The organism is Citrobacter sp. Cf118, assembly GCF_030334095.1.
Lineage (GTDB): Bacteria > Pseudomonadota > Gammaproteobacteria > Enterobacterales > Enterobacteriaceae > Citrobacter > Citrobacter freundii.
Map to the genome: position 1 here is coordinate 1,656 of NZ_JAOWES010000087.1, position 19,547 is coordinate 21,202.

At 48.5% G+C, this 19,547-nt stretch carries 20 protein-coding genes; 16 read left to right on the forward strand and 4 right to left on the reverse strand.

All coding sequences use genetic code 11. From position 1 onward, the window contains the following. The first annotated feature begins 468 nt into the window (after positions 1 to 468). From OGX67_RS15270 to rluB, 8 genes are all read left to right on the forward strand, one after another. Positions 469 to 849, forward strand: a complete 381-nt coding sequence (locus OGX67_RS15270; protein ID WP_049014258.1) for a hypothetical protein — start codon at positions 469 to 471, stop codon at positions 847 to 849. After that, positions 842 to 1,186: a hypothetical protein gene (locus OGX67_RS15275; RefSeq protein ID WP_049014256.1), complete on the forward strand. Its 345-nt coding sequence runs from the start codon at positions 842 to 844 to the stop codon at positions 1,184 to 1,186. Before OGX67_RS15270 ends, OGX67_RS15275 begins: the two co-directional genes overlap by 8 nt. A 587-nt stretch (positions 1,187 to 1,773) precedes the next feature. After that, complete coding sequence (locus OGX67_RS15280) at positions 1,774 to 1,989, forward strand: hypothetical protein (RefSeq protein ID WP_049015081.1); 216 nt, start codon at positions 1,774 to 1,776, stop codon at positions 1,987 to 1,989. Next, on the forward strand, positions 1,986 to 2,345 hold the full coding sequence (locus tag OGX67_RS15285; protein WP_049015085.1) for a hypothetical protein: 360 nt from the start codon (positions 1,986 to 1,988) through the stop codon (positions 2,343 to 2,345). Before OGX67_RS15280 ends, OGX67_RS15285 begins: the two co-directional genes overlap by 4 nt. A 16-nt stretch (positions 2,346 to 2,361) precedes the next feature. Beyond that, positions 2,362 to 3,393, forward strand: a complete 1,032-nt coding sequence (locus OGX67_RS15290) for a major capsid protein (RefSeq protein WP_060682131.1) — start codon at positions 2,362 to 2,364, stop codon at positions 3,391 to 3,393. A 100-nt stretch (positions 3,394 to 3,493) separates the two neighbouring features. Beyond that, entirely contained in the window at positions 3,494 to 3,676 is a 183-nt protein-coding gene (locus OGX67_RS15295; RefSeq protein ID WP_125363575.1) for a hypothetical protein, read from the forward strand. An 11-nt stretch (positions 3,677 to 3,687) separates the two neighbouring features. Beyond that, positions 3,688 to 5,538 carry a hypothetical protein gene (locus OGX67_RS15300; protein ID WP_125363574.1) on the forward strand — a complete coding sequence of 617 codons (1,851 nt, stop codon included), beginning with the start codon at positions 3,688 to 3,690 and terminating at the stop codon, positions 5,536 to 5,538. A gap of 211 nt (positions 5,539 to 5,749) precedes the next feature. Then, positions 5,750 to 6,625 (forward strand): 23S rRNA pseudouridine(2605) synthase RluB, encoded by an 876-nt coding sequence (gene rluB, locus OGX67_RS15305; protein ID WP_003020625.1) that lies wholly within the window; start codon positions 5,750 to 5,752, stop codon positions 6,623 to 6,625. 83 nt (positions 6,626 to 6,708) lie between these two features. On the opposite strand, the gene cobO is transcribed toward rluB, so the two are convergent. Together cobO and OGX67_RS15315 are read right to left on the reverse strand one after the other, a co-directional pair. After that, positions 6,709 to 7,299, reverse strand: a complete 591-nt coding sequence (gene cobO, locus OGX67_RS15310) for a cob(I)yrinic acid a,c-diamide adenosyltransferase (RefSeq protein ID WP_003840707.1) — start codon at positions 7,297 to 7,299, stop codon at positions 6,709 to 6,711. Next, positions 7,296 to 8,057: a YciK family oxidoreductase gene (locus OGX67_RS15315; RefSeq protein ID WP_003840709.1), complete on the reverse strand. Its 762-nt coding sequence runs from the start codon at positions 8,055 to 8,057 to the stop codon at positions 7,296 to 7,298. The genes cobO and OGX67_RS15315 overlap by 4 nt, the downstream gene beginning before the upstream one ends. A gap of 221 nt (positions 8,058 to 8,278) precedes the next feature. On the opposite strand from OGX67_RS15315, the gene sohB reads away from it, so the two are divergent. Then, on the forward strand, positions 8,279 to 9,325 hold the full coding sequence (gene sohB / locus OGX67_RS15320; protein ID WP_003843986.1) for a protease SohB: 1,047 nt from the start codon (positions 8,279 to 8,281) through the stop codon (positions 9,323 to 9,325). A gap of 110 nt (positions 9,326 to 9,435) precedes the next feature. On the opposite strand, the gene OGX67_RS15325 is transcribed toward sohB, so the two are convergent. Next, the gene (locus OGX67_RS15325) at positions 9,436 to 9,687 is read right to left on the reverse strand and encodes a YciN family protein (RefSeq protein WP_003020616.1); all 252 of its coding nucleotides are present in this window, start codon (positions 9,685 to 9,687) and stop codon (positions 9,436 to 9,438) included. Between the two features lie 398 nt (positions 9,688 to 10,085). Between OGX67_RS15325 and topA the strand changes: the two genes are divergently transcribed. The 5 genes from topA to acnA all read left to right on the forward strand — a co-directional run bounded on the left by topA (position 10,086) and on the right by acnA (position 17,477). Then, complete coding sequence (gene topA / locus OGX67_RS15330) at positions 10,086 to 12,683, forward strand: type I DNA topoisomerase (RefSeq protein ID WP_192465158.1); 2,598 nt, start codon at positions 10,086 to 10,088, stop codon at positions 12,681 to 12,683. A gap of 207 nt (positions 12,684 to 12,890) precedes the next feature. Further along, a complete protein-coding gene (gene cysB / locus OGX67_RS15335) occupies positions 12,891 to 13,865 on the forward strand; it encodes an HTH-type transcriptional regulator CysB (protein ID WP_003020610.1) in 975 nt (324 codons plus the stop codon). Positions 13,866 to 14,179: 314 nt separating this feature from the next. Next, positions 14,180 to 14,320, forward strand: coding sequence for a YmiA family putative membrane protein (locus OGX67_RS15340; protein ID WP_213083937.1), 141 nt, complete (start codon positions 14,180 to 14,182; stop codon positions 14,318 to 14,320). Positions 14,321 to 14,322: 2 nt separating this feature from the next. Further along, positions 14,323 to 14,493: a YciX family protein gene (locus tag OGX67_RS15345; protein ID WP_008322403.1), complete on the forward strand. Its 171-nt coding sequence runs from the start codon at positions 14,323 to 14,325 to the stop codon at positions 14,491 to 14,493. A 308-nt stretch (positions 14,494 to 14,801) separates the two neighbouring features. After that, positions 14,802 to 17,477 carry an aconitate hydratase AcnA gene (gene acnA, locus OGX67_RS15350; protein WP_003843985.1) on the forward strand — a complete coding sequence of 892 codons (2,676 nt, stop codon included), beginning with the start codon at positions 14,802 to 14,804 and terminating at the stop codon, positions 17,475 to 17,477. Positions 17,478 to 17,526: 49 nt separating this feature from the next. Here the strand turns inward: acnA and ribA are convergent, their stop codons facing one another. Beyond that, positions 17,527 to 18,117, reverse strand: a complete 591-nt coding sequence (gene ribA, locus OGX67_RS15355) for a GTP cyclohydrolase II (protein WP_003020601.1) — start codon at positions 18,115 to 18,117, stop codon at positions 17,527 to 17,529. 202 nt (positions 18,118 to 18,319) lie between these two features. Between ribA and pgpB the strand changes: the two genes are divergently transcribed. Beyond that, positions 18,320 to 19,084 (forward strand): phosphatidylglycerophosphatase B, encoded by a 765-nt coding sequence (gene pgpB, locus OGX67_RS15360; RefSeq protein ID WP_003020598.1) that lies wholly within the window; start codon positions 18,320 to 18,322, stop codon positions 19,082 to 19,084. A 149-nt stretch (positions 19,085 to 19,233) separates the two neighbouring features. After that, on the forward strand, positions 19,234 to 19,542 hold the full coding sequence (locus OGX67_RS15365; protein WP_003020595.1) for a LapA family protein: 309 nt from the start codon (positions 19,234 to 19,236) through the stop codon (positions 19,540 to 19,542). Positions 19,543 to 19,547: the final 5 nt, after the last annotated feature.

Consider the following 19,547-nt stretch of genomic DNA (forward strand, 5'->3'; position numbering starts at 1 on the left):
AAAATCGGCTCAAACATGAAGAAATGAAATGACTGAGTCAGCCGAGAAGAATTTCCCCGCTTATTCGCACCTTCCTTAGTAAAAAACGGAATCACCCGTATTCAGATTAACGACGCTGGAAAGCGTGTATTAGAAACATTGCAATACTTCTACAAATCCAAACCAACCAAAATCCGATACGATGACATTATCGAACGCGCTGGATGTTCGCAAGGTGGTGTAATGTTCTGGCTACATTCCCTTAAATCTTTCGGTATGATTGATTTTAAAGAAACAGGGTATTTCGACGTAACTATAAAATCTATAGTTTCGGATTATGAGATCATCTATTCAAATGAATGATCAGCAACACGAATCTAAATAACACAATCGGGAAATAACATATGATTATTGCTTTCTACTGGTTCTTTGCATTCTATGCCACCTGGATATTAACAAGAAAATGGGTATTTCCTCCTGAGAGGAATAATGGGTAAAAGAAGAAACAACTTAATACGTATTGAAAAAACAGTACGCGTTAGCCCTAAATACAGTCATAAGCTGAAAGAACAATCACGAGAGTCTATTCCAGGTGAATGGATAACAGAAGTAATAGAACACCCTCCAACGGTTCCAACCGGATCAGAGTTTGAACTATTGCAGGATATTTTAGCCTCTTCTGAGAATGTCTTCTATAAACCACGCAGTAGGAAAGAATACCTTGTCGATAGCAGCCATTTAAAACGGTGGCAACTATTCGCTGAACATTACACAGATTATGTCGGTTATATCACCATAAATTCTTTATTCCGTCATATTCAAGACGTTGATATTTTATTTGATAATAAGGAAATAATCAGTAATGACTAATACAATGAGCACTGTTACCGCATTGCTAAACTCATTCCACGATGCGTGGCATATGCCTGTTCTCCAGCTTGTTAATGATACACACCGTGAAAGAACGCCACAGGTGCTCCTGAGAGCTGTTTCTCAGGCAGAGAAGGGGATAATCGCTCTGGTGCATCTCCTGAGGGTTACAGTGCTTCTGGTGGAGTATGACGGTAGCACAATCACACAGGAAGAGGCCTGGTGTGTAGAAAACGATCTTAAGGAACTTTCTTATTCCTTTCAGTGGATAACTCAGGAACTTATGGATCTTTCGCTTGAGATTGGGAATGAGGTACTTACGAAGCCTATTGCATAAAAATGCATATCTAATAAATAAAAATATTGACAATAAAGCAAAAATGTTGTATAATAAAAAATGATAAATAGTGTAAGTTGTTGCAACTTCTTTCGGAGCACCATTCTCCAATAAGTGGGGCTTTGTTCTCCCGAACTGTGGGATCCCTCCCTGAAAACTTTCTGGCTATTTTCTTTGTTATTATTATCAAAGGAATACAGCGGTCATATCGTCTTTGTGTTGGCGCTATGAACAATCACCGCCGTATCTCCGCTTTCAGATAATAAAGCAGATGTTTTCAACTAAAGCTTTTATAACTTTTTATATTATCTGTTAAAAGAATATATAGATGATGAAATAAATGATCTGTTATTGCCAGCGTGAGGGCTTCACGTTTAACAGACGCAAAGTACCCCCGATCTTTTAAATCTCCTAAGATAAATAAACGGGGGTTCTTTTTTATATTTTATTCTTAACCTCGTTCCTTCATTGGTAATGATGTTAATAATGATTTCTAGCAAAATCATTCTCTCCATGGGGTTAATCGCCTCTTTTTATTATTCATCGTGCAGCAATAATGTTGTATGAAAAAATGCGAAGGAACAATAATGTTTCTATTAAATAATCGCGACCGAGTCCTGAAATACAAATCTGAAGTGATTCAAGTTAATCCTGAACTAATAGCTAAAGTGGCTGAAATAGCAGGATGCACCGTAGAAGAAATAGAAAAAGCTGTAGAACAGTGTTTTCCTTCTGAGGATACAACTCAAATAAGTATGCAGGAACGGATCGCAATCAAATCAAAGGAAATAAAACAACAATGATTGTAGACCTAACCGAACTTTTCCTCATTCGTAAAAGTTTTACCGACGTAGTGAGTTACGCCACGGATTCTTTTGCAGCCGTCGAAGGTCATGTTTTCGACCTGCCAGCGGATATTCAGTGTGGTGACGTTATCGGCGCTGATGGTGCTCTGTACACCTCTGGCGCTGATGCCTTTGTGGTGGTGTCCGATTTCGTCAGCGCTGGCGGCGGTAAAACCGTGAATGTCCTACGTGCGCCAAACGTTGGCAGTTTCGTAGCACTGAAAGCCGACAATCTGAACGCTGCGAATCACGTCGCAGCTATCACCGCGCTCGAATCCAAAGGGTTCGTATGCCGTCCATTCTTCACTTCTTAATCAAGGATGATCACTAATGACTAAAATCGCAATTGGGCGTGAGATGGTGGACTTAGCGCCAATCTTCCAGGCTCTACCAGAACGGAACTACCTTATGAATGCCCTCGACCTCTTCGACGGGGTAGGCGTTCAGAGTCCGAAAGTGGTAGTAACACAGCTTCTTGATGATAACTACAGCCTGTTTAACATGCCACAGAGCCGTTATTCCTCAAACCACGACACTACAGCCCGTCAGAATGGCAAAGAATACCTTATCGAGATCCCTTGGTTTGCAAGGGAAGATGAGTTTAAACCTGTAGATGTACAAGGCCGCAGAGTGCAGGGAACGGACTACGAACAAACCGTTACCGACCTGTACACCGAATACACCGGGAAACATAAGATTGCTTATCTGCGTACCCGTGAATCTTACCTGGCCCGTGCACTGTTCAAAGGTGAAGTGTATACCCCTGCAACTGATGACCTGCTGATCTCTTATGCTGAACTGTTTGGCGTTGTGCCAATGACAGCCAGTGTGAGCACAGCGACGGCGGCACAAGATTTTGATGCCATTCTGGACAAGATTCAGGCTGCCGCAGGTGGGCAGGCTGGACAGATTGAACGAGTGATCGTATTCGCCAAACCTGCTGCATTCAGCCAGATCCGCTTCTCTGACAGTATGTCTAAGGTGTTCCAGTATGTAGCACCATACGATGAGCGTAATCTGTTCTACCAGCGTCATGAGCTTCTACCTGGCGTTTCAACTTTTAGCCTGCCTGGTGCGCCTATCGATGTAGTTAAAACCACAGATCCGCTGATCCTCGCACAGATGCCAGATGATGCCGATATGGTGGCGGTTCCTGTATTCAGCAAAGGCACAAACGCATATCAGAACATCTACGGCGCTGCCTCTGGCAATTTCGCGTTGATAGATGCTGCACCTGCTGAATATTACTCTTGGGGCTACCTGAGTGAGCGCGGTGATGCTTACCACGTTATGCACGAAAACAGCGCATTACCTGTTAACCACTGTTTAGGTATGCAGGTGAAGATCACTATCACTGCTTAATATTCAGGCTTTTTAATGAGGGATGCTTACTAACCCACAGTGCTAATGTGACTCTGGTGGCATCCCTTTTTTATTTCCAGATCATAATGAGGATATTTAAGTGGAAATGATTATTAAATCCAATCGTGGGTTACATGTACGAGTCAGCGCTGATGATGCAGAAGGATTATTAAAACTAAAATCTTTTTGCGATCTGCTTGATATTTCATATACAGGTGTTAGATCACGGATATTCCGTGGTGAAACGGTCGAACAGGCTATCCATCATTTTTTAGAAAAGTAAGGCGGTGAATAATGCTTGAGCTGAACGTCAGCCAAATCCGTAATACGGTGACATTCACCGTTGACAAGCAAAGTATTGCCGAAGCAAAGAAAGCAGCAGACAACTTGCAACGTCATTTCTCTAAGATCAAAGATCCCAAAATTCGCCTCAAGACTCAGAAACAACGCAGACAGAAAGCCCGACAGCAGGTCGATGATGCACGCTTTAATGATAAACCCCGTGACACTGCCGAACTGAAAGCACAACGTGCAGCAGAGAAGCAGAGAGCAAAGGATGAAAAAGCAAATCTGAGAGCACAGCAACAGCTACAAAAGCGTCAGGAGACAGCAGAACTCAAGCTACGCCATGCAGGTCTTCAGGTGTCCGGTATTAAAGGTAAATATGGACTTAACACTAAACAGCATTATGAAGCGTTACGTTTCATCCAGAAGCAAACAGAAGAGTATGCAAAAGGCAATATTAGCTCACAGCGTATGAATGCTCTGATCCGCGAGCGTACTACGCTTTTACGTAGAGAAGCTGCACAACAGGCTAAAGTTGTTCAAGCACAGCGTACACAGTATGCAGCGGCAACAGATAAGCTTAAACATTCTAAAGCAAGTCATTCCCTAGGAATGGGAAATATATTGGGTAGTGTTGTATTGACAGCAGGATCTCTGGGCGTGGGACAACGCATTATTGATAAAGGGAATGAAAATCTTGAACTTATCCGAATGTCTGAGCGTACCAGGCTAAACCCGAATGCTGTTAAAACGATTGTAACCTGGGGGAAGCAAAATGGCGTGGACAGTGCGTCTGTTGACAAGATCACCGATGGTTTTGGGAAAGATACCCGAGAGAAAATCAGTGAAACCCTTATGAATAGCCAATTTGATCAGAAGTCTGGGAAATGGAAGGGCGGCAACACAAACACTGAAGAAATCCTTAACAAGTTTGGTTGGAGTAAGTCCAATATTGTCCAATATGAAGAGAACCCACTCGATTTTTTACAGGCAGTAGTAAATGAAGGTCAGCGTCGTGGAATGAAAGACGGGGAGTTAGCCCACCTTCTGGAAAACATCTTCGACGATGGGGCGCACTATATAGACCTCTTCAAGAACAACGGCGAGCAGTTTAATGCCACCCTGAAAGGGCTTGTCGATTCAGGGCAAACACTATCAGATGATCAGATAGCCCTTACTTACAAGTTTGGTGATTTATCTGTGGCTATGGGGAATTTGCTCAACGGTGTAGATAATCAGATGTTTACGGGCTTCATGCGTGGTTTTGCTGATAGTGGTGATGAACTTGTGAAAAATACACAGGTGATTAACCAGAATGCAGGGCTGTTAGGTGAGGGGCTGGGCAATCTGGCATCTCAGGTGACGGGGTTTGTTTCTGAGATCGCAGGTGTAGTGGCTGATCTGAATAGTGCTCTACGCCAGCGCTTCCCTGAATGGTTTTTTGATACACAAAAGCCAGCAGCCCAGGCTCTATACGATGGCGCTGTTACTGGATCTGCCAATGATGCTGCACAGTGGATCGCTGATAGAACTGGGTTTGATACCCGTGCAGTGGGTCCAGTGGTTATGGATTGGCTGGGTATTGGAAGTCAGCAAGCAGGAACAGCAGTTAATCAATATAGCATGTCTGGTGAGTCGCTACGTGAAAGTGCAATGCTACTTGGCAGCGGTAATGCGCCAGCTTATAACCTTTCCCCTGTATTCAATCTAACGGTAGCGCCGGAAGTACCGCTAACGATTCAATCTGACACAGGTCGCTTGAGTGAGTATGTGGATTTTACGGCGAGAAGTTCGCAAGCCAGTTTCATGCAATCGCTTACGCTTTCAATGATGAGTGGTCAAAGTAGCACTGGTGGTTGATATATCAAAGGAGCTTCCGCTCCTTTTTCTTTGCGTAAAATATGATCAACATCTACGGTTAAAGTGATGCACATGGTGTACAACAAAGTAGGTTACAATGTGGTAAACATCGCGTATAATGGCTTTCATCTAAACATGCTAATGTATTGATTTATAAAGATTTGCTGATCATATATCGACGCCTGTGAAGGCGACACCTAAAGGAAGCTCTATGAGCGAAAAGTTACAAAAAGTGCTGGCGCGTGCTGGCCACGGTTCTCGCCGTGAAATCGAATCTATTATTGCCGCGGGTCGCGTGAGCGTTGATGGCAAAATTGCCACGCTCGGCGATCGCGTTGAAGTCACTCCGGGTCTGAAAATCCGTATCGACGGTCATCTGATTTCGGTTAAAGAGTCTGCGGAGCAAATCTGCCGTGTTCTGGCCTATTACAAGCCAGAAGGCGAACTGTGTACCCGAAACGACCCAGAAGGTCGTCCGACCGTGTTTGATCGTTTACCAAAACTGCGTGATGCGCGCTGGATTGCCGTAGGGCGTCTGGACGTGAATACCTGCGGTTTACTGCTGTTTACCACCGATGGTGAATTGGCTAACCGTCTGATGCACCCAAGCCGCGAAGTTGAGCGTGAATATGCGGTACGTGTGTTTGGTCAGGTTGATGATGCAAAACTGCGCGATCTGAGTCGTGGCGTGCAGCTGGAAGATGGTCCGGCGGCATTTAAAACGATCAAGTTCAGCGGTGGTGAAGGGATCAACCAGTGGTATAACGTCACGCTGACCGAAGGGCGTAACCGTGAAGTCCGCCGCCTGTGGGAAGCTGTAGGTGTACAGGTAAGCCGTCTGATTCGTGTCCGTTACGGTGATATCCCGCTGCCGAAAGGCCTGCCGCGTGGTGGCTGGACAGAGCTTGATCTTGCTCAGACCAACTATCTGCGTGAACTGGTGGAGCTGAAGCCGGAAACGACTTCTAAAGTGGCCGTCGAGAAAGATCGCCGTCGCATGAAGGCGAATCAGATCCGTCGTGCGGTGAAGCGCCACTCTCAGGTTGGCAGCAGCCGTCGTCCGGGTGGTCGCAGCAACAACGGTTAATCATAACCCCACCTGATAAACAAAGCGCCATCAGGCGTTAGCGTGGAGCCGGATACAGCGCAAACGCCTTATCCGGCCTACACTCAATAATCGATCCCTGGTTGGGCTTTCACGCCCGCTTCAAACGCATGCTTGACCGGGCGCAGCTCGCTGACTGTATCTGCTAACTCCAGAATATCGCGATGACATCCACGGCCGGTGATAATGACCGTTTGATGGGCTGGGCGCGCGTTCAGGGCATTGATGACCTCTTCAAGCGGCAGATAGTCGTATGCCACCATGTAGGTCAGCTCATCCAGTATCACCATATCCAGTTCATCGTCGGCCAGCATCCGCTTGCCATGTTCCCACACGGCCATACAGGCTGCGGTGTCAGACTCGCGGTTCTGCGTTTCCCAGGTAAATCCTGTCGCCATAACCTGAAACTCTACGCCGTGGGGTTCAAGTAAGTTACGTTCTCCGTTTGGCCACGTACCTTTAATAAATTGTACGACGCCGACTTTTTTACCATGGCCCACCGCGCGCGTGGCGGTACCGAATGCGGCGGTGGTTTTACCCTTACCATTTCCGGTGAACACGATGATAATTCCGCGCTCATCTTTCGCTGCGGCAACGCGTGCATCAACCCGATCTTTTACGCGCTGTTGACGTTGCTGATAGCGTTCTTCACTCATTGGGCAATTCCTGGTTTACGGCCCGGTTGGGCATCAAAAGTCATACCGGTTTTACGGCGGCTGTCATCGCCCATCAGCCACAGGTAGAGCGGCATAATATCGGCGGGAGTTTTCAATTTTTGCGGATCTTCCGTTGGGAATGCGCTGGCTCGCATGCCAGTTCGCGTCCCACCAGGATTGATACAGTTTACGCGCAGATGACGGTTTTGATACTCATCAGCCAGAACCTGCATCATCCCTTCGGTCGCAAATTTTGAGGTGGCATATGCTCCCCAATTGGCGCGTCCCTGGCGACCGACACTGGAAGAGGTAAAGACCAGCGATCCGGCATCGGATTTGAGTAACAACGGCAGCAATGCCTGAGTCAGCATAAAAGTGGCATTTACATTTACCTGCATCACATCCTGCCAGATCTGCGGGTTTTGTTCACTCATTGGACAAATATCGCCGAGTAATCCGGCGTTATGCAGTACGCCATCCAGACGCGGGAAATGTGCAGCAATGCGCTGCGCAAGCTGGTGACATTCTTCAGAGGTACAGGTCAGTAGATCCAGTGTAAACCACTGTGGTTGTGTTCCGTTTTCATCGGCGATAGTGCGGGCAACCTGACGCAGTTTTTCTTCGTTACGCCCATGCAGGATAACTGTCGCGCCATAGCGTGCATAGGTCTGCGCGGCCTCGCGTCCGATACCATCGCTGGCACCGGTGATAAGAATAATGCGGCCCTGTAGAAGGTCTTGTTTAGGTTGGTAATGCACGGCAACTCCTCGGCGACGTCCTGGATATCTCGTTCGCGATAACTTTTGGGCTTTATGCCTTAAACCCTGTACTTTTTCAATCAGCCAAAGGCAATAACACCGCAAAATGAACGCTTTGTCATGCTTTTTACTGATTCAGCACTGGATGTATGAAGCAAGACGAGGTGACACGCCTGTTGTACACTGAGCGGAAGTCGCGTTGTTTAACCAAGGTGGATCTCGTGGAATTGTTGTCTGAATATGGGTTGTTTTTGGCAAAAATTGTCACTGTCGTGGTGGCTATTGCAGTGGTGGTGATGCTGATCGTAAACGCGACACAACGCAAACGTCAGCGTGGGGAATTGCGGGTTATTAACCTCAGCGATCAATATAAAGAGATGAAGGAAGACCTGTCGCTAGCCTTATTGGATGGGCATCAGCAAAAATTCTGGCATAAGGCGCAGAAAAAGAAACAAAAGCTGGAGGCGAAAGCGGCTAAGGCAAAAGCGAAACTGGGTGACAGTACGTCATCAGATAAACCTCGTGTATGGGTGCTTGATTTTAAAGGCAGTATGGATGCCCATGAGGTCAGCGCATTACGCGAAGAGGTGACGGCTGTGCTGGCGGTTGTTAAACCTCAGGATCAAGTGGTGGTTCGTCTGGAAAGTCCGGGTGGTGTGGTACATGGTTATGGCCTGGCTGCGTCCCAGTTACAACGTCTGCGCGATAAGCAGATCCCGCTGACCGTTACGGTAGATAAAGTCGCTGCGAGCGGCGGATATATGATGGCCTGCGTGGCGGATAAAATTGTCTCGGCGCCGTTTGCTATCGTCGGCTCAATTGGCGTGGTGGCGCAGATCCCGAACTTTAACCGCTTCCTGAAAGGGAAAGATATTGATATCGAACTGCACACCGCCGGACAGTATAAGCGTACGTTGACCTTACTCGGTGAAAACACGGAAGAAGGGCGGCAGAAATTCCGCGAAGATCTGAACGAAACGCATCATCTGTTTAAAGATTTTGTGCAGCGCATGCGTCCGACTCTGGACATTGAGCAGGTTGCCACCGGTGAACACTGGTTTGGTCAACAGGCGCTGGCAAATGGGCTGGTGGATGAGATCAATACCAGCGATGAGGTGATCCTCGGGCTGATGGAAGGTCGTGAAGTGTTGAACGTTCGCTATCTGCAGCGTAAAAAGCTGATGGATCGTTTCACCGGTAGTGCGGCGGAGAGCGCCGATCGTTTGCTGATGCGCTGGTGGCAGCGGGGGCAGAAGCCACTGATGTAAAATTGTCATTGCCGGATAGCGATGCTCACATATCTCCTATCCGGCCTACAAATATGCATCAATATAGGCTGGATAAGCCGATGCCGCCATCCGGCAAATTATTACTCGTGTTAATCGATCAAGTGATACTTTTCGGAAAGTACGTGCGCCAGGTGTTTAAACATATTAAACACCGCCGTACTTTTGGGCGTTGGTAGCCCTTGCTCGTCTAAAAAGTAATCTCCGCTGAAAACCAGCACGCCGTTTCGCTGCGTAACGCCGGTGGCGACAATCCCCGCCAGCGTGTCCTCATGCTCACGAATGATTTTGTTGGCTTCAATCAGCAGTGTTTCGCGATCGATGGGTTGAGTGTCTTTATGCATGATTTACTCCTTAAACAAGGACATTAGTCTACGCTGAGCCCGTCTTATGGGCAAATATTCCCTGACATAAATGAAGGTTTTACGACAGTGTTACAACTGGCGAGATTTGTTTTTGCATGCTAATAAAGTTGCGTAACGCATTTTATCAGGTACAGTGTGACGCTTTCGTCAATCTGGCAACAGATTTGCTTGACATTCGACCAATACTTCGTCGTGCTAGAGCGTTTGTGAGAAAAAAATCCTGTTAACTCAGTTACATGAGAGTTACATTACAAGCGCGAATCAGTTTAAAGGGTTGATATCCGCCGACGCAGAGACCATATCGATGTCTCGTCGCCAGTGGAAGGTGAATCAACGTGCGACGCATTCTGGAAGAATCAAATTAGGTAAAGGTGAATATGGGTAAAGCTCTTGTCATCGTTGAGTCCCCGGCAAAAGCCAAAACGATCAACAAGTATCTGGGTAATGACTACGTGGTGAAATCCAGCGTCGGTCATATCCGTGATTTGCCGACCAGTGGCTCAGCAACTAAAAAGAGCGCCGACTCAACCTCCACCAAAACGGCTAAAAAGCCCAAAAAGGATGAACGTGGCGCTCTCGTCAACCGTATGGGTGTTGACCCGTGGCACAACTGGGATGCGCGCTATGAAGTGCTGCCTGGTAAAGAGAAAGTTGTTTCTGAACTGAAGCAACTGGCTGAAAAAGCCGACCACATCTATCTCGCAACTGACCTTGACCGCGAAGGGGAAGCCATTGCATGGCACCTGCGGGAAGTCATCGGTGGCGACGACACCCGCTACAGCCGCGTGGTGTTTAATGAAATTACCAAAAATGCTATTCGCCAGGCGTTTGAAAAACCGGGCGAGTTGAACATCGATCGTGTTAATGCGCAACAGGCGCGCCGCTTTATGGACCGTGTTGTGGGCTATATGGTGTCGCCACTGCTGTGGAAAAAAATTGCACGCGGTCTGTCAGCTGGTCGCGTACAGTCTGTGGCTGTGCGTCTGGTGGTTGAGCGTGAACGCGAAATCAAAGCATTTGTTCCAGAAGAGTTCTGGGAAATTGATGCTAACACGACCACGCCGGGCGGCGACGCGTTGCCGCTTGAGGTGACGCATCAAAATGATAAGCCGTTCCGTCCCGTAAATCGGGAACAAACGCTTGCCGCTGTTAGCCTGTTGGAAAAAGCGCGCTATAGCGTATTGGAACGTGAAGATAAACCGACCAGCAGCAAGCCGGGCGCACCGTTCATTACCTCCACGCTACAGCAGGCTGCGAGCACGCGTCTCGGCTTCGGTGTGAAGAAAACCATGATGATGGCGCAGCGTTTGTATGAAGCGGGTTACATCACTTACATGCGTACTGACTCAACCAACCTGAGCCAGGATGCAGTGACCATGGTTCGCGATTACATCAGCGATAATTTTGGTAAAAAATATCTGCCGGAGAGCGCGAACCAGTACGCCAGCAAAGAGAACTCGCAGGAAGCGCACGAAGCTATCCGTCCTTCTGATGTCGCCGTACAGGCGGAATCGCTGAAAGATATGGAAGCTGATGCGCAAAAACTGTATCAGCTGATCTGGCGCCAGTTTGTTGCCTGTCAGATGACCCCAGCTAAATATGATTCCACCACGCTCACCGTGGGTGCGGGTGATTTCCGCCTGAAGGCGCGCGGTCGTATTCTGCGCTTCGATGGCTGGACGAAAGTGATGCCAGCGTTGCGTAAAGGCGATGAAGATCGCATCTTACCGGCGGTGGACAAAGGCGATACGCTGACGCTTATCGAACTGACGCCAGCACAGCACTTTACTAAACCGCCTGCGCGCTTCAGTGAAGCTTCGCTGGTTAAAGAGCTTGAAAAGCGTGGCATTGGTCGCCCATCTACCTATGCGTCGATCATTTCTACGATTCAGGATCGCGGTTATGTTCGCGTTGAAAATCGTCGCTTTTACGCTGAAAAAATGGGTGAAATCGTCACCGATCGGCTGGAAGAAAACTTCCGCGAACTGATGAACTACGATTTTACCGCGCAGATGGAAGATAGCCTCGACCAGGTGGCGAATAAAGAAGCCGAATGGAAGGGCGTACTCGACAACTTCTTCACTGATTTTACTCAGCAACTGGATAAAGCCGAGAAAGATCCTGAAGAAGGCGGTATGCGTCCGAACCAGATGGTGCTGACCAGCATTGATTGCCCGACCTGCGGACGCAAAATGGGTATTCGTACCGCCAGTACCGGCGTTTTCCTTGGTTGCTCCGGCTACGCACTTTCCCCGAAAGAGCGTTGCAAAACCACCATTAACCTGGTGCCGGAAAACGAAGTATTGAACGTGCTGGAAGGCGACGACGCGGAAACGAACGCATTGCGCGCCAAACGCCGCTGCCAGAAGTGCGGTACGGCAATGGACAGTTATCTTATCGATCCTAAGCGTAAATTGCATGTGTGTGGTAATAACCCAACCTGCGACGGCTACGAGATCGAAGAGGGCGAGTTCCGTATCAAGGGATATGACGGTCCTATCGTCGAGTGCGAAAAATGTGGTTCTGAAATGCACCTGAAAATGGGACGTTTCGGCAAGTACATGGCGTGTACTAACGACGAGTGCAAAAACACCCGTAAGATCCTGCGTAACGGTGAGGTCGCTCCGCCGAAAGAAGACCCAGTTCCGTTGCCGGAACTGCCGTGTGAAAAATCTGACGCGTATTTCGTGTTACGTGATGGTGCTGCAGGTATCTTCCTGGCTGCAAATACGTTCCCGAAATCACGTGAGACTCGTGCGCCGTTGGTGGAAGAGTTGTACCGCTTCCGCGATCGCCTGCCGGAAAAACTGCGTTATCTGGCAGATGCGCCGCAAACTGATCCGGATGGTAACAAGTCCATGGTTCGTTTCAGCCGTAAAACCAAGCAGCAATACGTTGCCGCTGAGAAAGACGGTAAGGCGACTGGCTGGTCCGCGTTCTTCGTTGACGGCAAATGGGTAGAAGGGAAGAAATAACAGCGTTTCGGCTGAATTTCTCCTCAAGGGTCGCGTAAGCGGCCCTTTTTGTTTCTCGCATATTATTTTTTGTCATACCTATACAGCGTACATAGAAATGATATAGTGGTTATAGTTAACAGACTTTTTATTATTAAATCGTATTAGCAGCGCCCGCGAGCCTGCACTGAAACGATGATTTGATGGCGCGAATCGGGATGGCATAACATGAAATTACAGCAGCTTCGCTACATTGTTGAGGTGGTGAACCACAACCTTAATGTCTCCTCAACAGCGGAAGGGCTTTATACCTCGCAGCCCGGTATCAGTAAGCAAGTTCGTATGCTGGAAGATGAACTTGGCATCCAGATTTTCGCCCGTAGCGGTAAGCACCTGACGCAGGTTACGCCAGCAGGGCAGGAAGTTATTCGTATTGCGCGAGAAGTTCTGTCGAAGGTGGATGCCATTAAGTCCGTTGCTGGCGAACATACCTGGCCGGACAAAGGCTCGTTATATATCGCCACTACGCATACTCAGGCGCGTTACGCTTTACCGAACGTGATTAAAGGTTTTATTGAGCGCTATCCTCGCGTCTCATTGCATATGCACCAGGGATCGCCGACGCAAATCGCCGAAGCCGTTTCGAAAGGAAATGCAGATTTTGCTATCGCGACGGAAGCTTTGCACCTGTATGACGACCTAGTGATGTTACCTTGCTACCACTGGAACCGCTCAATCGTCGTCACGCCGGATCATCCGTTGGCGGGAAAATCTTCGGTTTCTATTGAGGAACTGGCACAGTATCCGCTGGTGACCTACACGTTTGGTTTTACCGGACGCTCGGAGCTGGACACCGCGTTCAACCGCGCGGGTCTGGAGCCACGTATTGTCTTTACCGCGACCGATGCTGATGTCATTAAAACCTATGTTCGTCTGGGCCTTGGCGTGGGTGTAATTGCCAGTATGGCGGTTGATCCTGTTTCCGATCCTGACCTGGTACGCGTGGATGCTCACGATATCTTCAGCCATAGCACCACCAAAATTGGTTTTCGTCGCAGCACCTTCTTACGCAGTTACATGTATGATTTCATTCAACGTTTCGCGCCGCATTTGACGCGTGATGTGGTGGACACGGCGGTGGCGCTGCGTTCCAACGATGATATTGAAGCCATGTTTAAAGATATTAAATTGCCTGAGAAATAATAACGGCTGTAACCTCGTCGGTATCCATAAGCATAAAGCGATACCGACGGGAAACACTGAATTAATTGATAATTTACCGTGAATAAATTAACCATATATAGTTTATGGAAAAAGTTCTCTAAAGTAGTTTCAAATTAGTCAGCTTGCCAAAAATTCCTTTCAAATATTTATAACCGATCAAACAATCGATTTATTTATCAGGACGAGTCTGAAAATTAACTGGCTTTTTTTCGCCTTTTTTATTAGGATTCCTCCTATCTGATGATTAATTGTACCGATTGTTTGGTGCCTAAATGATAAGTGATTTCGATAGTATGAGGTTAGCGATGCCTTCAGGAAACCAGCCAGCACGCAGGGATCCGGTGATGAAACGTAAAGCCTGGTTCGCCGTATTTCTTGGTTCTGCGATATTCTGGATTATTGTCGCACTCGTGGCCTGGAATGTGTGGGGGTAAATATGTCCGCACCAGAGCAGCACTCTACCGAAACGCTATCGCCTCATGACCATGAACAAGAGAGCAAAACCGTCGCAGAGAAGGGGCAGAAGGTACCCGAATCCTGGAACCTTTCTCCTGAACAACGGGCGTTTATTGATCTGTTAACTGATGATGATGAACAGAAACAATAATTCGTACGTATTTTATAATAATAACGATTACCTTGTGCCCTTGAATATCGAATCATTTATCCATGTAATCGTCATCAACAACCTAATCAACGTATTATCCATTGCTCTATTGCCTGCTGAATATTCATCCTATTAATCTACACGGCTAGACCTTCCTCCTTACCATCGACCTCAGTTCGCGCTTTTATATCGCCCGCTACTTTTATCATTTTGAGTTGTTATCAAAGCGTTACATTTTGTTTGTGTTATCTTTAATACTAACCCTGAGGAAAATCAGGGGATCCAACCCTGTCATTTAAGGAGGAGCTATGTCGTCGACCCTACGAGAAGCCAGTAAGGACACATTGCAGGTTAAAGATAAAACCTACCGCTACTACAGTTTGCCTCTGGCTGCTAAATCACTGGGTGATATCACCCGACTACCCAAATCGCTAAAAGTGTTGCTGGAAAACCTGCTTCGTTGGCAGGATGGCAATTCCGTTACCGAAGATGATATTCATGCTCTCGCGCATTGGCTGAAGACCGCCCATGCCGATCGTGAAATTGCCTATCGACCCGCTCGTGTTCTGATGCAGGATTTTACCGGCGTGCCGGCGGTGGTCGATCTTGCCGCCATGCGCGAAGCTGTGAAACGTCTGGGGGGAGATACGGCAAAAGTGAATCCGCTTTCGCCAGTGGACCTTGTCATTGACCACTCGGTAACGGTGGACCGTTTTGGTGATGATGATGCTTTCGAAGAAAACGTTCGCCTGGAAATGGAACGTAACCATGAACGTTATGTGTTCCTGAAATGGGGACAGCAGGCATTTAGTCGCTTCAGCGTTGTACCGCCGGGAACGGGGATTTGCCACCAGGTAAACCTTGAATATCTTGGCAAAGCCGTCTGGAGCGAGTTACAGGACGGTGAGTGGGTGGCTTATCCCGATACGCTGGTCGGTACCGATTCCCATACGACAATGATTAATGGTCTCGGTGTGCTGGGATGGGGCGTTGGAGGCATTGAGGCTGAAGCAGCAATGCTGGGTCAACCGGTCTCTATGCTTATCCCGGATGTCGTAGGCTTTAAACTAGTGGGCAAACTGCGGGAAGGTATCACCGCTACCGACCTGGTTTTAACCGTTACCCAGATGCTGCGTAAGCACGGCGTGGTCGGTAAATTTGTTGAATTCTATGGTGATGGCCTCGACACCTTACCGCTGGCCGATCGGGCAACCATTGCGAACATGTCACCGGAATACGGCGCAACCTGCGGTTTCTTCCCGATCGATGGCATCACTCTTGAATATATGCGTCTGAGTGGACGCAGTGAGGAGCAGGTTGAGTTGGTCAGCGCCTATGCCAAAGCGCAGGGAATGTGGCGTAATCCAGGGGATGAACCCGTATTTACCAGTTCACTGGAGCTGGATATGGGCAGTGTGGAAGCTAGCCTTGCCGGACCGAAGCGCCCGCAGGATCGGGTGGCACTGGCTGATGTTCCGAAAGCGTTTTCGGCGAGCAATGAACTCGAAGTAAATAGCTCGCTGAAAGACCGTCAGCCCGTGGACTACACCATGAGCGGCCAGCAGTATAAGCTGCCGGACGGTGCGGTGGTGATAGCAGCTATAACTTCCTGTACCAACACCTCTAACCCAAGCGTATTAATGGCGGCGGGACTGCTGGCGAAAAAAGCAGTGACACTTGGTCTGAAACGTCAGCCTTGGGTGAAAGCCTCGCTGGCGCCAGGTTCGAAGGTGGTGTCTGATTATCTGGCGCAGGCTGGGTTCACGCCGTACCTTGATGAGCTGGGATTTAACCTTGTAGGTTATGGCTGTACCACCTGTATTGGTAACTCGGGTCCGTTACCCGATCCTATCGAGACAGCCATCAAAAAAGGCGATCTCACCGTTGGCGCCGTACTTTCCGGCAACCGAAACTTTGAGGGGCGTATCCATCCGCTCGTGAAGACCAACTGGTTGGCGTCTCCGCCGCTGGTGGTGGCATATGCGCTAGCAGGGAATATGAATATCAATCTGACGAAAGATCCGTTAGGCCATGACAAAAAGGGCGATCCCGTTTATCTGAAAGATATCTGGCCGACGGCTCAGGAAATTGCCCGTGCCGTGGAGCAGGTTTCTACCGCCATGTTCCATAAAGAGTACGCTGAAGTCTTTGAAGGCACGCCAGAATGGAAAGCTATCCAGGTTGATCGGGCTGATACCTATGGTTGGCAGTCTGACTCAACTTATATCCGCTTGTCGCCGTTCTTCGATGGAATGCAGGCTACGCCGGATCCGGTCCAGGACATTCATGGTGCGCGTATCCTCGCGATGCTTGGGGATTCCGTCACCACCGACCATATTTCTCCTGCCGGCAGTATTAAGCCGGATAGCCCGGCAGGTCGTTATCTGCAAAGCCACGGCGTTGAGCGTAAAGATTTTAACTCCTATGGTTCACGCCGCGGGAATCATGAAGTGATGATGCGCGGTACCTTTGCCAATATTCGTATTCGTAATGAGATGGTACCCGGCGTGGAAGGTGGGATGACGCGTCATTTGCCGGGAACCGAGGTAGTGGCTATCTATGATGCGGCTATGCAATATCAACAGGAGAATATCCCCCTGGCGGTTATTGCCGGGAAAGAGTATGGCTCTGGCTCCAGTCGCGACTGGGCGGCAAAAGGCCCGCGCTTGCTGGGGATTCGCGTAGTTATCGCTGAGTCCTTTGAGCGAATTCACCGTTCTAACCTGATTGGTATGGGGATTTTGCCGCTGGAATTTCCGCAGGGCGTCACGCGCAAAACGCTGGGGCTAACAGGTGAGGAAGCGATCGATATTACGGACCTGCAAAACATCAAGCCGGGCGCAACAGTACCGGTGAATATGGTTCGCTCAGATGGACGTAAAGAGGTGATTTTATGCCGCTGCCGTATCGATACCGCGACGGAGCTAACTTACTACCAAAACGATGGTATTCTGCACTACGTGATTCGTAATATGTTGAATTAAAATGTATAAAGCCTGCGAGAGCAGGCTTTTTTATCGGCGGTAACAACCATTACTTGCCCAGCAAATGCCCCATCTTGGCGGCTTTGGTGTCCAGGTAATGTTCATTGTTCGGGTTACGACCCACAATCAGCGGCACGCGTTCAACAATATTGATTCCCGCTTCGGTCAGAATTTCCACTTTTTTCGGGTTATTGGTCAGCAAACGAACTTCGTCCACGCCCAGCAGCTTGAACATATCCGCACACAGCGTGAAATCACGCTCATCTGCCGCAAAGCCCAACTGATGGTTAGCCTCAACGGTATCATAACCCTGGTCCTGCAACGCGTAGGCGCGGATTTTATTGAGCAGGCCGATATTGCGTCCTTCCTGACGATGATAAAGCAGGATACCGCGCCCTTCTTCAGCAATGTGGGTGAGAGCCGCTTCGAGCTGGAAGCCGCAATCGCAACGCAGGCTAAACAATGCATCGCCAGTCAGACATTCGGAGTGGACACGCGCCAGAACAGGCGTTTGACCAGTGATATCGCCAAAAACCAGTGCGACGTGATCGTGTCCGGTTGCCAGTTCTTCAAATCCCACCATCAGGAAATCACCCCAGGGGGTTGGCAGTTTGGCTTCTGCCACACGTTTAAGCTGCATGTAATTCTCCAGATTATGCTGGCACTGTCGTGCCGTCGCCTGTTGGCTTCTTGTTCTGTATTGCACTATTTTGCCATAAGGCAACGATGTTCACCTAATCGCGACAACGGATTCGCCTTTGGAATGGCACAAAAATGTCAATTTTCCCGGCATGCACTTTTTTCAGTTATGATTGTGAGACTTATCGACGAAAGGAGAGGCAATGCTGTCAATTGCAAAGCGCACTGCGGTCGGGGCCGGGCTGCTACTTATTATGCCGGTTGCTGTATGGGTATCGGGCTGGAGTTGGCAGCCGGGACACAACGTTTGGTGGCTAAAATCTCTGTACTGGGTAACGGAAACAGTGACGCAGCCGTGGGGGATTATCACTCACGTTGTGCTCTGCGCATGGTTTCTGTGGTGTCTGCGTTTTCGTCTGAAAGCTGCGGTAATGCTGTTTGCGATCCTGGCCGCGGCAATTTTAGTCGGTCAGGGTGTGAAGTCCTGGGTTAAAGACAGGGTGCAGGAACCTAGGCCCTTTGTCGTATGGCTGGAAAAAACGCACCATATCCCGGTTGATGAGTTCTACACTTTAAAACGTAAAGATCGTGGCAACTTAGTTAAAGAGCAATTGGCCGAACAACAGGATATTCCGACGTTTCTACGTAAGCACTGGCAAAAAGAAACGGGTTTTGCCTTTCCGTCAGGACATACGATGTTTGCTGCCAGTTGGGCTTTACTGGCAGTAGGGCTGTTATGGCCACGCAGACGTACGCTGACGATTGTGTTTTTGCTTATCTGGGCGACAAGTGTTATGGGTAGCCGCTTGCTGTTGGGCATGCACTGGCCGCGTGATTTGGTCGTTGCAACGCTGATTTCATGGCTGCTGGTAACGCTGGCGACCTGGCTCGCGCAGCGAGTATGCGGACCACTTACGCCGCCTGTGCAGGAGGCAAAAGAAATCGCGCAACGCGAGCAAGAAAGCTAGCTATGATTGATTTTTCAAATTTTGCCCTTAAATCAGAAAGCGGAAAGCGCTTTTCCATTTCGCACTCGTTGTGAAAATGGTAATTTAAAGGGCTCAACGCGGTAAGTTGTACACGATTTATTCGCTTAAACCACATAACGGGAAGTAATGTGAAATATTTACTCATTTTCTTACTGGTGTTGGCGATTTTTGTTATTTCGGTGACATTAGGTGCGCAAAACGATCAACAGGTTACGTTTAATTACCTGCTGGCTCAGGGTGAGTATCGTATCTCTACGCTGCTTGCTGTATTGTTTGCCGCAGGTTTTGCGATTGGTTGGTTAATTTGCGGCCTTTTCTGGCTGAAGGTTCGTGTGTCTCTTGCGCGCGCCGAACGTAAAATCAAACGACTGGAAAACCAGCTTACGCCTGCGACCGACGTTGCGGTTTCTGCCGATTCGTCGGTTGTGAAGGAATAATTATT

What these genes read in the sequence shown, in the direction of transcription:
- cobO (WP_003840707.1), bottom strand. Translation starts at nt 7,299, where the DNA reads ATGAGTGAAGAACGCTATCAGCAACGTCAACAGCGCGTAAAAGATCGG.
- OGX67_RS15345 (WP_008322403.1), top strand. Translation starts at nt 14,323, where the DNA reads ATGTCCGCACCAGAGCAGCACTCTACCGAAACGCTATCGCCTCATGAC.
- acnA (WP_003843985.1), top strand. Translation starts at nt 14,802, where the DNA reads ATGTCGTCGACCCTACGAGAAGCCAGTAAGGACACATTGCAGGTTAAA.
- OGX67_RS15325 (WP_003020616.1), bottom strand. Translation starts at nt 9,687, where the DNA reads ATGCATAAAGACACTCAACCCATCGATCGCGAAACACTGCTGATTGAA.
- ribA (WP_003020601.1), bottom strand. Translation starts at nt 18,117, where the DNA reads ATGCAGCTTAAACGTGTGGCAGAAGCCAAACTGCCAACCCCCTGGGGT.
- cysB (WP_003020610.1), top strand. Translation starts at nt 12,891, where the DNA reads ATGAAATTACAGCAGCTTCGCTACATTGTTGAGGTGGTGAACCACAAC.
- OGX67_RS15280 (WP_049015081.1), top strand. Translation starts at nt 1,774, where the DNA reads ATGTTTCTATTAAATAATCGCGACCGAGTCCTGAAATACAAATCTGAA.
- topA (WP_192465158.1), top strand. Translation starts at nt 10,086, where the DNA reads ATGGGTAAAGCTCTTGTCATCGTTGAGTCCCCGGCAAAAGCCAAAACG.
- OGX67_RS15285 (WP_049015085.1), top strand. Translation starts at nt 1,986, where the DNA reads ATGATTGTAGACCTAACCGAACTTTTCCTCATTCGTAAAAGTTTTACC.
- rluB (WP_003020625.1), top strand. Translation starts at nt 5,750, where the DNA reads ATGAGCGAAAAGTTACAAAAAGTGCTGGCGCGTGCTGGCCACGGTTCT.
- OGX67_RS15300 (WP_125363574.1), top strand. Translation starts at nt 3,688, where the DNA reads ATGCTTGAGCTGAACGTCAGCCAAATCCGTAATACGGTGACATTCACC.
- OGX67_RS15340 (WP_213083937.1), top strand. Translation starts at nt 14,180, where the DNA reads ATGAGGTTAGCGATGCCTTCAGGAAACCAGCCAGCACGCAGGGATCCG.
- OGX67_RS15275 (WP_049014256.1), top strand. Translation starts at nt 842, where the DNA reads ATGACTAATACAATGAGCACTGTTACCGCATTGCTAAACTCATTCCAC.
- OGX67_RS15290 (WP_060682131.1), top strand. Translation starts at nt 2,362, where the DNA reads ATGACTAAAATCGCAATTGGGCGTGAGATGGTGGACTTAGCGCCAATC.
- pgpB (WP_003020598.1), top strand. Translation starts at nt 18,320, where the DNA reads ATGCTGTCAATTGCAAAGCGCACTGCGGTCGGGGCCGGGCTGCTACTT.
- OGX67_RS15270 (WP_049014258.1), top strand. Translation starts at nt 469, where the DNA reads ATGGGTAAAAGAAGAAACAACTTAATACGTATTGAAAAAACAGTACGC.